General features: G+C 59.7%; 14 protein-coding genes. 12 read left to right on the top strand and 2 right to left on the bottom strand.

What is annotated here, in order from left to right; translation table 11 throughout:
* Positions 1 to 468: 468 nt before the first annotated feature.
* Together Mhypo_RS09560 and pdxY are read left to right on the top strand one after the other, a co-directional pair.
* Positions 469 to 1,359: a histone deacetylase family protein gene (locus Mhypo_RS09560; RefSeq protein ID WP_119341065.1), complete on the top strand. Its 891-nt coding sequence runs from the start codon at positions 469 to 471 to the stop codon at positions 1,357 to 1,359.
* Positions 1,360 to 1,713: 354 nt separating this feature from the next.
* Entirely contained in the window at positions 1,714 to 2,595 is an 882-nt protein-coding gene (gene pdxY / locus Mhypo_RS09555) for a pyridoxal kinase PdxY (protein WP_119341064.1), read from the top strand.
* On the opposite strand, the gene Mhypo_RS09550 is transcribed toward pdxY, so the two are convergent.
* Positions 2,592 to 3,173 (bottom strand): phospholipase A2, encoded by a 582-nt coding sequence (locus Mhypo_RS09550; RefSeq protein ID WP_119341063.1) that lies wholly within the window; start codon positions 3,171 to 3,173, stop codon positions 2,592 to 2,594. The two genes, pdxY and Mhypo_RS09550, sit on opposite strands and share 4 nt — an antisense overlap.
* Positions 3,174 to 3,468: 295 nt before the next feature.
* Here Mhypo_RS09550 and Mhypo_RS09545 point away from each other — a divergent pair, with 295 nt between their 5' ends.
* From Mhypo_RS09545 to Mhypo_RS09510, 8 genes are all read left to right on the top strand, one after another.
* Positions 3,469 to 3,825 carry a DUF6152 family protein gene (locus tag Mhypo_RS09545; RefSeq protein ID WP_119341062.1) on the top strand — a complete coding sequence of 119 codons (357 nt, stop codon included), beginning with the start codon at positions 3,469 to 3,471 and terminating at the stop codon, positions 3,823 to 3,825.
* Complete coding sequence (locus Mhypo_RS09540; protein ID WP_119341061.1) at positions 3,825 to 4,319, top strand: hypothetical protein; 495 nt, start codon at positions 3,825 to 3,827, stop codon at positions 4,317 to 4,319. The genes Mhypo_RS09545 and Mhypo_RS09540 overlap by 1 nt, the downstream gene beginning before the upstream one ends.
* Positions 4,320 to 4,807: 488 nt before the next feature.
* Positions 4,808 to 5,851, top strand: coding sequence for a LacI family DNA-binding transcriptional regulator (locus tag Mhypo_RS09535; RefSeq protein ID WP_119341060.1), 1,044 nt, complete (start codon positions 4,808 to 4,810; stop codon positions 5,849 to 5,851).
* Positions 5,852 to 5,912: 61 nt separating this feature from the next.
* Entirely contained in the window at positions 5,913 to 6,917 is a 1,005-nt protein-coding gene (locus tag Mhypo_RS09530) for a sugar ABC transporter substrate-binding protein (protein ID WP_119341059.1), read from the top strand.
* Positions 6,918 to 7,035: 118 nt separating this feature from the next.
* Positions 7,036 to 8,025 carry an ABC transporter permease gene (locus tag Mhypo_RS09525; protein ID WP_119341058.1) on the top strand — a complete coding sequence of 330 codons (990 nt, stop codon included), beginning with the start codon at positions 7,036 to 7,038 and terminating at the stop codon, positions 8,023 to 8,025.
* A 1-nt stretch (position 8,026) separates the two neighbouring features.
* The gene (locus Mhypo_RS09520; RefSeq protein ID WP_206074910.1) at positions 8,027 to 8,872 is read left to right on the top strand and encodes an ATP-binding cassette domain-containing protein; all 846 of its coding nucleotides are present in this window, start codon (positions 8,027 to 8,029) and stop codon (positions 8,870 to 8,872) included.
* A 55-nt stretch (positions 8,873 to 8,927) separates the two neighbouring features.
* Positions 8,928 to 10,355, top strand: a complete 1,428-nt coding sequence (gene xylB / locus Mhypo_RS09515; protein ID WP_119341069.1) for a xylulokinase — start codon at positions 8,928 to 8,930, stop codon at positions 10,353 to 10,355.
* Between the two features lie 266 nt (positions 10,356 to 10,621).
* A complete protein-coding gene (locus tag Mhypo_RS09510; RefSeq protein WP_119341057.1) occupies positions 10,622 to 11,650 on the top strand; it encodes a M42 family metallopeptidase in 1,029 nt (342 codons plus the stop codon).
* 269 nt (positions 11,651 to 11,919) lie between these two features.
* On the opposite strand, the gene Mhypo_RS09505 is transcribed toward Mhypo_RS09510, so the two are convergent.
* Positions 11,920 to 12,174: a hypothetical protein gene (locus tag Mhypo_RS09505; protein WP_119341056.1), complete on the bottom strand. Its 255-nt coding sequence runs from the start codon at positions 12,172 to 12,174 to the stop codon at positions 11,920 to 11,922.
* Between the two features lie 94 nt (positions 12,175 to 12,268).
* On the opposite strand from Mhypo_RS09505, the gene Mhypo_RS09500 reads away from it, so the two are divergent.
* Together Mhypo_RS09500 and Mhypo_RS09495 are read left to right on the top strand one after the other, a co-directional pair.
* The gene (locus Mhypo_RS09500) at positions 12,269 to 12,889 is read left to right on the top strand and encodes a YceH family protein (RefSeq protein WP_119341055.1); all 621 of its coding nucleotides are present in this window, start codon (positions 12,269 to 12,271) and stop codon (positions 12,887 to 12,889) included.
* A 330-nt stretch (positions 12,890 to 13,219) separates the two neighbouring features.
* The gene (locus tag Mhypo_RS09495) at positions 13,220 to 13,420 is read left to right on the top strand and encodes a helix-turn-helix domain-containing protein (protein ID WP_119341054.1); all 201 of its coding nucleotides are present in this window, start codon (positions 13,220 to 13,222) and stop codon (positions 13,418 to 13,420) included.
* Positions 13,421 to 13,429: the final 9 nt, after the last annotated feature.

Below are 13,429 nucleotides of genomic sequence, written 5' to 3'. Positions count from 1 at the left end.
CGGGGGCCGATGGCCCTTCACTGTCGGTCGGCGAAGAAAGCGTCTCCCTTCCAAGGGGCGGTATCGCCCTCCGCTACGCGGATAACTTCCAAGGGGCGGTATCGCCCTCCGCTACGCGGATAACTTCGGTCGGGTTAGTTCGTCACCCTTTGGTGACGAACTAACCGAATCTGGTATCAGCAATGCAAATAGGTCGAGCAGCCAACAATAAAAACCCCCTCAGGGCAGGGGGGGTAATGCGTGTCTGGCGCAGTACAGCAGAATTGACGAGCCAGGTAAGGTGCTTAGCCTCGAGGGGTTCCAATGGGAACCTTATGAGCAGGGGTGGCTCGAGGCTAAGCAATGTAAATGCTAGGGATTAGTTGTGCAAAAGATATGGAAACGTTTACAAGATTAAGAATAGGCCTTACAGGAAGCCCCTACCCAAACCACACACCGCATTGGGCCAATGTGGCATCTTGAGGAAGCATGTATCGCGCCTACTCCACCTCCCACTGCATCCTCGAGCTCCCTGAATATCACCCTTTCCCCAAGTACAAATACAGCGGGGTTGCCGAGGCGCTTAAGCAAGACCTGAACATCCAACCGGCCCCCGCCATTACCTGGGAGACCCTGGCCCTGGCCCATACCCACGACTACCTGCAAAAGCTCCGCACCGAGGGGCTGAGCCGCCAGGAAGCCCACAAGGTAGGGCTACCCTGGACTCAAAGCCTGCTGACGCGGGCCTTACACGCTGCGGGCGGTACCCTGGCCGCCACCCAGGATGCCCTGGCAACCGGCCTGGGCCTCAACCTGGCCGGGGGCACCCACCACGCTTATCCAGGCCGGGCCGAGGGGTACTGCCTGTTCAACGACGTGGCCGTAGCCATCGCCCACCTGCGAACCGGGGGCTGGCGCGGACGGGCTTTGGTGGTAGACCTGGATGCCCACCAGGGCAACGGCACGGCGGTTTTTTTCCGGCATGACCCCCACGTGTTTACCCTCTCGGTACACGCCGAGCGCAACTACCCCCTCAAAAAGGAGCAAAGCGACCTGGACGTGGGCTTGAGCGATGCCACCGGCGATGCCGAATATCTGGAAGCTCTGGAGCCCGCCCTGGAACAAGCCTTTGTCTTCAGACCCGACCTGGTCTTCTTCAATGCGGGGGTGGATGTACTGCAAAACGACCGCTTTGGGCGGCTGGGCCTCAGCTTGTCGGGGCTGGCCGAGCGGGATCGGCGGGTGTTCGCAAAAGCAAAGCAGGCCCACGTGCCCCTGGTGGTGGTCATGGGTGGCGGCTACAACCGCGACCCCCGCATCACGGTAACGGCCCATGCCCAGACCTACCGGCTGGCGCTCGAGGTGCTGTGCGCTTGTTGAGCCCAGGGTGTCAGGATGCTTATAGACGATAGTCTATAGCTGATGGCTGATAGCTGAAATATGGACTCGCTCTGGGGCCCTCGGTAATCTGGTCGCTCAATAACCCACAGTTTTGCCCGCACTTTACCCTGCCGAAAAAGCTGAGCGCATTCTGGCATGCGACTTGCGTCCTGAGAGCGGTCTCCCACGAATACCCCACGCAGCATCCTTTGGAAGCTATGGCGTATGGGGTAATTTACGCTGCGTCGCGTGTAGCGTAAATGTGGGAAACGCGATGAGACCTTTCCATAGCAAAACACCACAGACCCCCAGACAGGCTGGCAGTCTCTTAAGCCTTTCCCTTAGACTGCCTGCATGCAACCGCCCCGCAATATTCTTTCCATTCAGAGTTGGGTCTCATACGGTCACGCCGGCAACGCCGCGGCTGTGTTCCCCTTGCAGCGCATGGGATTCGAGGTCTGGGCCATCCACACCGTGCAGTTCTCCAACCACACCGGCTATGGGCAGTGGAAAGGGATGATTCTGCCGCCCGAGCACTTGAGCGCGGTGGTGGAGGGCATTGCCGAGCGCGGGGTGCTGGGGCAGTGCGACGCGGTGCTGTCGGGCTACATGGGCAGCGGCGGCACCGCCGAGGCCATTCTGTCGGCCCTGGCTCGAGTGCGCCAACTCAACCCCAGGGCCCTCTTCTGCTGCGACCCGGTGATGGGCGACGAGGGGCGGGGGTTGTTCGTGCGCCCTGAAATTCCTGAGATCATCAAGCACCAGGTGCTACCCCAGGCCGATATCATCACACCCAACCAGTTCGAGCTCGAGCTCCTCACCGAGCTTTCCGCCAAAACCCTGCGCGAGGTGCTGGAGGCCGCCCACATCGTTCGCGCCCACATCCACCAGGGCGGCCCCCGTATTGTGATTGTGACCAGCATGCTGCGCGAGGGAGCGCCGGAGGGCACCATCGAAACCCTGGCCGTCGCCGATGAGGGGGCCTGGCTGGTGCGCACCCCCCGCATTCCCCTCGAGCCCCCCCGCAACGGCACCGGCGACGCCATCGCGGCCTTGTTCCTGGGCCATTACCTGAAAACCGGCAACGTGGCGCTAAGCCTGGAGAACGCCGTCTCGGCCATGTACAATATGCTCCTGCTCACCCACCAGATGAACACCCGCGAAATTCAACTGGTTGCCGCCCAGGAAGAGTATGTGAACCCCAGTCGGCGCTTTTCCGCCGAGCAGGTGGCCTAGTCGTAGAAGTAGGCCCAGCCCGCTACACGTACTGCGCTGTAGTACGCATAGGCCGCCGAGTAGCAGGCCGCCCGGCTCAGCAGGCTTTTGGGCCGGCAGATGCTGTTCATGTTGAGCAAAAAGTTGTCGTCGGCAAGCCGCCGCCCGGTCTCGTTGTAAAGGGTGGGGAAGCCGGGAAAGTTGGCATAGCCAAAGTCGTGCACATTGCAAGCAGGCCGGAAGGTCTCGCGGTAGCCCAGGCCAAGGCCCTCCGGGGCCGAGCAGCCGTCGCGGCTCCAGTCGAACTGGGGGTAGCCGGCCCGCAGAGCGTAGTAGCTGTCGTAGTTGGCAATGCTGCCCAGTGCGATGGTCTGCACCAGTTGGAGGTCGCCCGCACTCAGGCTTTCGATGGCCTGGCGGGCTATGGTCAGATTCTCGAGGGAGGCCTCATAGGCCGCAATAGCCTCGGGTTCGACCCCCAGTTGGCGCATGTCCTGCAAGATTTCTTGTTGGGTGGGGGTCTGAACCGGGGTGGACTGACCACATGCAGCCAATAGCAGCAACAACACCAGCCATCCGTAGCGAACTATCCTTTGCATGACCGACCTCCTCAAGGGGTATCAGCAAACACCACAGCAGGTTGTGGCCCTATCGTTGAAGCATCTTGAAATGCCTGCATGAGCTAACCCGACTGTCGGCTAGGGGTAGCTTACATCGGAAAGGCCATGTCATGCGTCTGCCGAAGGTGGACGGCACCGATAGCGTGAACTTCAGCTTAATCCGGGGGTCTGCCTTCTCAAAAAATCCACATAGGGTAACCCCTCCTACACAGTCCAGCACGATTTTCCCCGAATATACTTGCAACGCTACTGTTTTTAGGGAAAAGGGGGATTTATGCGAAAGACCTGGTTTGCCACCGTGTTGTTGTTGGGCCTGGCCCTGGCCCACCATGGCTGGAGCAGCTACGATGCCACCCGCGAATTCCAGACCACCGGCACCATCACCGAAGTCACCTTCGAGTTCCCTCACGCTACCATCTGGATTGAAGTCCCGCCCACCGGCCTGATGATGCAGCGCAAATGGTACGTGGTGCTGGCTCCCCCTTCGCGCATGGAAGCTAGGGGGCTCCCGAGCGGCAGCCTGAAGGTGGGGGCGCGGGTTACGGTGGTGGGCTACCCCCACCGCACCGAACGCGAGGAGATGCGGGCCGAACGCATTATTGTAGATGGCAAAATGGTTGAGCTGCGCTGATGCCGGCAGCCTGGCTAAACTGGCTGGAATGGCTTCATGCCACCCCGGTAGCGCTGGCCATGCGCCAGTCGGAGTGGCTTTACCCCACAGTGGAAATCCTGCACATCCTGGGATTCTGTGCGCTGGTGGGGGCCGCCGGCCTGTTTGACCTGCGGTTGCTGGGCCTATCGCGTCAAATCCCCGTCCGGCAGATGGCGGCTCACTTGCTTCCGGTGGCCTGGGTAGGCTTTGCGGTAGCGGCCCCCAGCGGTTTTTTGCTGCTGCTGGCCGATGCAAGGAGCATTGGGGTCAGCCCGATATTTATGGGCAAGATGGCCCTGATTGGCCTGGCCGGGCTCAACGCCTGGGTCTTCCATGCCCGTGTGGGCCGAAACGTACAGGAATGGAACCAAGGTGTAGACGCACCCTTCGCGGCCAAACTAGCAGCCCTCCTCTCGCTTCTGGTCTGGGTCGCGGTCATTGTCCTGGGACGGCTGATCGCTTACCTGACATGAAGCACAAAAGGTAGGGGGATCAGGGCTCCCCTCGAGCCCTAACCCCCTAGCAGCTTCAGAGGTCAGACAATGGCTTCTAGGTGGTTTGGGCCTGAATGCGATCTCCCCTCGAGATTCATCGGCCAATGGACCACTGTCTCGCTCCGAAGTGGTTTCTTCATTATGCCTTTTCACTGGGCGGTATTCGGGTTATTTGACCCAAAAAGATAGCCGCTCTTAGCCCAAAGCCTATTTCCTTAGAACGTACGCCCTATTTGCAACATTTTCATCGCTTATAGCAGATGTTTTGCAGAATAAAACAGCAGTTTAGACGATGAAGCAGGCATTCCCGGAATACCTATTGCATTCTCTAAACAACTGTGATAAAAATGTGGGCATACAAGATTGCAAACGATTGCACTAAAAACTGACCACCACTGGACACCTCAATAAAAGCACCTTTTCGGCAGGGGTTTTTAGGCAATCATAATTGCAAACGATTGCATAATATGGTCAGCCTTGATGATGTTGCCAAACTAGCCCAGGTTTCCCCTGCGACCGTTTCACGCGCCCTTTCACGTCCCGAAATGGTCGCCGAGGCGACCCGCGAACGCATTCTTCAGGCCGCTCGAGAGCTCGGCTATCAGCCCAACCAACTCGCTCGCAGTCTGCGCCGGCGCAGCAGCCGTACCCTGGGCCTGATCATCACCGACATCCTGAACCCCTTTCACGCCACCCTAGCCAAAGGCGTACAGGACGCCGCCGAGAAACACAACTACACGGTTTTTCTCTTCAACACCGATGAAGACCCCGAAAAGGAGCAGCGGGCTCTCAACGCCTTGCGGGGCCATCTTCCCCAGGGGCTGCTAATTGTTCCGACTCCAAAAGCAAAAGAGAATCTCAAGCTCGTCCCCAAATTGCCCACCGTCGAGCTGGATCGCAGCAGCGGAACCCCCGGTGTTCGCACCGTGATGGTAGACAACGTTGGCGGCGCCCGCACCGCCGTACAGCACCTTATTGAACTGGGCCACCGGCGTATCGGGATGATTGTGGGACGGCTCGACATCTCCACTGCCGTTGAACGCCACTTGGGCTATCGAGAGACCCTGGCTACAGCAGGCATCCCCTACTCCGAAAAACTGGTTCTTCCCGGCAACCACCGCGAGGAAGATGGACGCAAAGCCGCCCTGGCGCTGCTAACCCTACCGCCCGAAGAACGCCCCACAGCCTTGTTTGTAGGCAACAACGAGATGACCGTGGGCGCGGTACTGGCAGTGCGTGAGTTGGGTATACGCATTCCCCAAGAACTTTCCATTGTCGGCTTCGACGACTCCCGCTGGGCGGCCACCATGCACCCGGCCCTGACGGTAGTAGCTCAGCCCACCTACGAACTGGGCTTCCTGGCCTGCGAGACCCTGCTCAGCTCGCTGAGCCGGGGCCAGCCAGCCCTGCCTACCAGCATCCGTCTGGATGTGAGTTTCATTGTTCGAGAGTCCACCGCCCCACCGGACGGTTTTACCAATGGACTCAAGCAGCAAAGGAGGAAACCCTGAAATAGAAAAGTTGGCGTCTGGTAACTAAGTTCATGCCTTAGGTTGTTTGGGAGGAGTCACTATGCGCAAAGTTGTAGGTATCGCGAGTCTGTTGGTGTTGGCTATAGCCATGCTGGGGCTGGTCACGGCCCAAAACAAGACCCCCTATGTGGGGCTGATTACCAAAACCGAGTCGAACCCGTTCTTCGTCAAGATGAAGGAAGGTGCTCAAAAAGAAGCGCAAAAGCTGGGAGCGAAGTTCATCAGCGCAGCCGGAAAAACCGATGGGGATAACGCCGGACAGGTGGCAGCCATTGAGAACATGGTAGCCGCTGGCGTAAATACCATCCTGATTACTCCCAGCGATGCCAAGGCCATCATCCCGGCGATTAAGAAAGCCCAGGCTGCCGGCGTACAGGTAATTGCCCTGGACAGCCCCACCGACCCCGCGAGCGCAGTGGATGCCTTGTTTGCCACCAACAACTACCAGGCCGGCGTGCTGATTGGCAAATATGCAGCGGCTGCCCTGAAGGGCAAAAAGCCGGTGATTGCTACCCTGGATCTGTTCCCTGGCCACCCGGTAGGAGCCCAGCGTCACAACGGCTTCCTGACCGGGTTTGGGCTGAAGAGCCTTGGCGCTGAAAGCAACGAGCTGGCCAAGCCCGCCGAAGTGGTCTGCATGGCCGATACCTTTGGCGACCGAGCCAAGGGCCAGACCGCCATGGAAAACTGCCTGCAGAAGAATCCTAATATCAACCTGGTTTACACCATCAACGAACCGGCTGCTGCAGGGGCTTTCCAGGCTTTGAAGGCAGCCGGAAAGGAGAAGGACGTAATTATTGTCTCGGTAGACGGTGGGTGTGAGGGGGTACGCAACGTTGACCAGGGCATCATTGCCGCCACCTCACAGCAATATCCTCTGCGCATGGCTGCCATGGGCGTCCAAGCCGCCGTTGAGTATGCCAAAACCGGCAAGAAAGCCTCGGGCTATGTGGATACCGGTGTGGAACTGATTGCCAAGACCGCCGTTCCTGGTGTGGCCAGCAAGGACGTTAAGTACGGCCTGGCCAACTGCTGGGGCCAGTAGTCTGCTACTTCTGGGGGTGGTGTGACCGAGCGTCCACCGCCCCCTAATAGTCAGAACATGAATTCAAAACGTGTAACATAAGTCTCAAAACAAGAGAAGCTGTTATAGCGAGGAACGTATGGCGGAGCAACCATCCGGCGTCACCCAATCCCCCAGGAGTCTGCTCGAGAGGCTACCGAGCCTCACCATCCTGGGCCCCCTGGTAGCCCTTTTGCTGGCTGTCATTTTTTTTAGCCTGCAATCGGAGCGCTTTTTGACTGGGCAGAACTTTTCCCTGATTTTGCAGCAGGTATCGGTGGTCGCAGTTCTGGCGATTGGGCAAACTCTTATCATCCTGACCGCCGGGATTGATCTCTCGGTGGGCTTTGTAATGGCCCTGGGCACCATGGTGATGGCCAAGTTTGCGGTGGAACTCGGGATGCCTCCGCTACTGGCTATTTTGTGCGGGATGGCCGTCACCACTGCTTTTGGCTTTTTGAACGGCTTCCTGATTACCCGCTTCAAGCTGCCCCCTTTTATCGTCACCCTGGGCACCATGAATATCGCCTTTGCCCTGACTCAGATTTACTCCCGGGCCCAGACTGTCAGCAATTTGCCGGACGCCCACCTGCTCTGGGGCAATACCTTCCGAATCGGCGAGACGGTCTTTACCTATGGGGTAGTGCTAGTGATTGTGCTTTACCTGCTGGTCTGGTTCTTTCTGAGCGAGACTGCGCCGGGCCGACACCTCTATGCGGTGGGCAACAACCCCGAGGCCGCCCGCCTGATGGGGATTCCTACCCAGCGGGTGCTGCTTTTGACTTACACTATTGCAGGCTTTTTCTACGGAATTGCTGGCTGGCTTCTGATTTCGCGCACCAGCGTGGCCGACCCCAACGCCGGGCAGACCGAGAACCTCGAGACCATTACCGCTGTGGTTCTGGGCGGCACCAGCCTGTTCGGGGGCCGGGGGATGGTTCTGGGCACCTTGCTGGGGGCCATTATTGTAGGGGTTTTCCGCAACGGCCTGACCCTGATGGGGGTCTCCTCTGTCTATCAGGTCTTGATTACTGGCATTCTGGTGATTCTGGCGGTGGTAGCCGACCAAATCTCCAAACGGAGGGGCTAAGATGGAGTTGAATCCAGTGCAAAATGCAAGGCCCAACCCGGTTCTCGAGCCTACACCGGCCCCCAAGCCCAAGGTGGTGCTCGAGGCCCGCGGTCTGGTGAAGCGCTACGGGCACGTGACCGCCCTGGATGGCGCCGACTTTGAGCTGCGCGAAGGCGAGATTCTGGCCGTGATCGGCGATAACGGCGCGGGCAAGTCCACCCTGATTAAGGCCCTTTCGGGGGCAATTATCCCCGACGCAGGCGAAATCTACCTGGACGGCAAGCAAGTACACTTCAGAAGTCCCATCGACGCCCGCAAACACGGCATCGAGACGGTCTACCAGGATCTGGCCGTAGCTCCGGCCATGACCATTGCCGAGAACCTTTTTCTAGGCCGGGAGATTCTGCGACCGGGCTGGTTTGCCCGCCTGATTCGCTGGATCGATAAAAAGAAGATGCTCGAGGAAGCCATTACCGACATGCAAGACCTGAAGATCGGCATCCGCTCCATGAGCCAGGCCGTCGAGACCCTCTCGGGCGGTCAGCGGCAAGGGGTAGCGGTGGCCCGTAGCGCAGCCTTTGCCCGACACGTGGTGATTATGGACGAGCCCACCGCAGCTTTGGGGGTGAAGGAGGGCAACATGGTGCTCGAGCTCATCCGGCGTGTGCGCGACAGCGGCCTGCCGGTCATCATCATCAGCCACAACATGCCCCACGTTTTTGAAATTGCCGACCGTATCCATATCCAGCGCCTGGGCAAGCGAGCCGCCGTGGTCAACCCCAAGAAGATCAGCATGTCGGACACGGTAGCGGTGATGACCGGGGCCAAAACCCTTGCCGAACTAAACCCTGAGGTGCTGGCTTGAGGTCCGCGGCCACAGGAAAATGGCAGATTCAAAGCTACAGCAGCAGGCTATCAGCGTGTTCCTCGGCATAGACCTCGGCACCGGCTCCTGCAAGGCTTTGCTGCTCTCGAGCGATGGCGCCATCGTGGCCGAGGCCAGCCAGGCCTATGCGGTACACGCCCCCAAACCCGGCTGGGCCGAGTCCGACCCACCCGACTGGTGGCAGGCCGTCGCAAAAGCCGTCCGTGCGGTAGTAGACGGGCAAGCCCCACAGGTTCAGGCTATTGGGCTCTCGGGCCAGATGCACGGCGTCGTGCTAGTAGATGCCACCGGCAATCCCCTGCGACCGGCCATCCTCTGGGCCGATGGCCGCGCCACCCAGGAGCTACAGGCCCTGGAAGCCCTACCCGACACGCTGCGGCACCGCCTGGCCAATCCCGCGGCAGTGGGCATGGCCGCCGCCAGCCTGCTCTGGTTGAAAACCCACGAAGAAGCGCTTTATCAAAAAGCCCGTTGGGCGCTCCAGCCCAAAGACTGGCTGCGCTTGTGGCTTACCGGAAAAGCCCACAGCGAGCCCTCCGATGCCTCGGGCACCTTTCTCTACGACCTCCTGGCCGACACCTGGGCCTTTGAGGTTATGGAAGCCCTGGGCCTGCGCCCCGACCTCTTCCCCCCTTTGGTAGGCTCTGCCGGGATTGCCGGATACCTGGGGCCGGAGGCGGCCCGGCATCTGGGCCTGCCGACCGGGATTCCGGTAGCCGCCGGGGCCGCCGATACTGCCGCGGCCCTTCTGGGCTGTGGTTTGAAACTAGGCGAGGCCCAGCTTACGGTGGGCTCCGGGGCGCAACTCACCGTGTTGCTGGCCGAAGCCAAAGTAGACCCCACCCTACGCACGCACCTCTTCCGGGCAGCCCTTCCCGGACAATGGTACGCCATGGCCGCCATGCAGAATGCCGGGCTGGCCTTGGAGTGGGTACGAGCACTGCTCGGCCTAAGCTGGGAGCAGGCTTACCAAGAGGCCCAATCGGTAGCGCCTGGGTGTGAAGGGCTTACCTTTCTCCCCTACCTGACCGGGGAGCGCACCCCCCATCTCGACCCCTTGGCTCGAGGGGTCTGGGCTGGGCTGGGCCGACACCACCGGCGGGGCCATCTGATGCGGGCTGCCCTCGAGGGGGTGGCTTATAGCTTGCGAGAGGGCCTCGAGGCTTTAGGAGAAGCCGTCTCACCCCATGGACCCTTACGGCTGGCTGGCGGGGGCACCGCCCATCCCTTCTGGCAGCAGCTCCTGGCCGACGTCTTGAAGCGACCCCTGACCGAAAGCCCGGTGCGCTCGGCGTCGGCTCGAGGTGCAGCCTTGCTCGGCGCCATGGCCCTGGGGGTCAGGCTGTCGGTATCGTGGCAACCCTCTGAAACAACCGCTTTGCCCCGTGCCTCCTACGAGGAGGGTTACACCAGGTTCAAGCAACTGTATGCCAGGCTGGCTGGGTGGTTTGGAACCCATTGAAAGCTCTATCTAGACAGGGCCTTCCACTACCAATCATACCAGATTCGGTTAGTTCGTCACCGTTTGGTGACGAACTAACCCGACCGAAGGGAGTGCTCTAGGATTCAAAAAGACAGCCTCTGGTGTTTTTGGCTTTGTAAGCTGTCTTTTTGAATCCGGTATCAGGTCTCTGTGTAACGACAAAGAGGGCAAGACCAGCCGCCTGACCCTGGCTGGCGAACGGCAGGTCTATGCCTATTGGTTCAGCAGGGCAATACAATAGCGTCATGCCCCTAGACCTGGCTTTGCTCAAAAAACTCTCCGAAGTAGCAGGCATTCCCGGCTGGGAAGACCGCGTGCGCGAAGTGATTCAACAAGCCCTGAAGGGGCTGGTAGACGAGGTGCGCACCGACGCCCTGGGCAACCTGATCGCCCACAAGAGCGGCAACGGCCCCAAGGTGATGGTGGCGGCCCACATGGACGAAATTGGCTTTTATGTCAAACATGTGGACCCGAAAGGCTTCCTGAGGGTACAAAACGTGGGGGGCTTCGACACCCGCAACCTGTTTGCCAGGGCCGTCACGGTACACACCCAACTAGGGGATCTGCCCGGCCTGCTCAACCCGGCCGGCAAGCCCGTTCACATCTCCACCCCTGAAGAGCGCAACAAAATCCCCACCGTGGCCCAGTTCTTTGTGGATCTGGGCCTTAGCGCCAAGGAGGTCGCCAGGCGGGTTCAGGTGGGCGATCCCGTCACCTTACGGCAGGAAGCCAGCATGCTGGGGGATTTGTTCACCGGCAAAGCCATGGATGACCGGGCCAGTGTTTTTGTTTTGCTCGAGACCCTGAAGCGTCTGAAGGGCAAAAAAATCAAGCATGACCTGTATGCGGTCTTCACCACCCAGGAAGAGGTGGGGCTGCGCGGAGCGCTCACCAGCGCGTTTCATATCGAGCCGGAAATTGGCATTGCCCTCGACGTCACCCTGGCTGTGGATACCCCCGATAGCGAAGCCCACGAGGCCGTTACCCAGATGGGCCAGGGGGTTGGCATCAAGGTCATGGACTCGGCCTCCATCAGCGACCGGGGACTGGTGCAACAGTTTGTTCAGCTAGCCCGCAAAAAGAAAATTCCCTACCAGATGGAAGTACTGCCGCTGGGCGGAACCGATGCCGGGGCCATTCAGCGCAGCCGCACCGGGGTTCCCAGCATCACCCTTTCCATCCCCACCCGCTACATCCATACCATCACCGAAGCTGTCCACAAAGACGATCTGGAAGCCACCGTCCAGTTGCTCACCGCTTACCTTCAGGGTTGAAGCCAGACTATAAGAAACCCGCGTTAGTCGCGGTGTTTGTAAGGTTATTGCAACCTCGAGGCCAAGCCAACGGGTCGCACGGCGGCATAAGCCGCTTCACTTGAGCACGTGCGTTGCACAGCTAAGCCGCTTCACTGGTGCGTCGTAATGTACCCAGCAAGACAAAACCGCCGTACTGGTGCAAGCACTTGGTATTCGTGGTAACCGCTCTATACGGGGCCGCTCATTGCAAAGCAGCCTTTAAAGTGCTACCCCACACCTGCCTGGGGTCAGGAGCGCACCGAATAGCTTTCCAGCAACTCAGCCAGCCGGTTTCGGTTGAGGTAGCGTTGCTCGGCGCTCTGCTTGAGCAGCAGCAAATCCAGCTTGTTGTTAAGCCCGGCATCCATCAGGAGCTGTAGAAAACGGCGATCCCCTACACAAACACACACCGCCTCGGCAAGCTCGCGGGTTTGCTGCAACACCCGGCGGGCGCGAGCATGCCCCATCGCGGCCATCCGGGCAATGCTTTCGGACAGGCTCATGGTCGCATTAATTTAGCTACTCGAGGCAAAAAACGAATTAACGCCCAGGTAATGCCTTGAAGAAGCACTCCCAAGATGCCATAAAATCCTATCCGTGAACCTTCTGAGCGAGGCCGAAGTACGGGTGCTGGGCACCCTGATCGAGAAGCAGTACGCCACCCCCGACTACTACCCCATGACCGAGAACGCCATACGGCTGGGAGCCAACCAGAAAAACAACCGCAACCCAGTCACCCAGCTGAGCGAAACCGAGGTGCGCGAAGCCCTGGACTCGCTACAGCGCAAGCGGCTGTGTGGCATGTTCCGCGAGCACGGTGCGCGCGCGCCCAAATACCGGCAGTTTCTGGATCGGGAGTACCGGCTCGAGGCCCCCGCCACCATCGTGATGGCCCTCCTGATGCTGCGCGGCCCGCAAACCCTGGGCGAAATACGGGCCCGGGCCGAGAGCATGAACCACAAGTTTGCCTCACTCCAGGAAGTCGAGGCCGCCCTGCAAACCCTCATCAACCTAGCCCCCCAGCCGTTGGTCACCGTGTTGGAGCGCCAGCCCGGCGAGCGCGAGGTACGCTATGCCCACCTTCTGGCCGGAACCCCGGCCCCCGTCGTCCGGGTAGAGGAAAAAAGTGAGCTGGAAAGCCGGTTAGAAGCCCTGGAAGCGGAGGTGCGCGACTTGCGGAGCGCGGTGGAGAGGCTCAGGAAGGCGCTGGGAGGATAAATGCAATAACCGAGACCTTTGTGGCCTCGGTTGCCCTCTTGGTGGGCGATGTAGGATTTGAACCTACGACCCCACGCGTGTGAAGAGTAAAAGCCGCATTACCCGCCATAACCAGCAATCAACACAAAACCCGATGAATACGGGCTTTTTGCCAGGTGGTCATAACCACCTGTAACCGCCTGTTGGGGGTACTTTTTGGGGGTAATGGGGGTACGATTTGGGGGTACGAAGCACTTGACAGGTCTTGCTGAGTATCCTAGGGTAAGTTCATACACTCCGCTCGAGGAGAAGCCGTCCGATGTGCGGCACCGTTGAGGGGAGTGTTTTTTCGTGGAAAAAATAGGCTTCACTGTCAGGGAAGTTGCGCAACTAACCGGGCTTCACCGCAACACCGTTTTTCGTGAGATTTATCGAGGCAATATCAAAGCCGTCAAGTTTGCCCGGCGTTTGCTGATCCCCCGCTACGAGCTCGAGCGCCTGGGGCTCTTGCCCAAGGAGAACCCCGCCGTGCAGGGCGGGGCCGGGAAGTAGGGGGTGGGC

Origin of the sequence: Meiothermus hypogaeus, assembly GCF_003574035.1 — a bacterium.
Taxonomy (GTDB): domain Bacteria; phylum Deinococcota; class Deinococci; order Deinococcales; family Thermaceae; genus Meiothermus; species Meiothermus hypogaeus.
The sequence above is the reverse complement of the archived record's forward strand: the minus strand, read 5'-3'. Positions and strand labels throughout refer to the sequence as shown.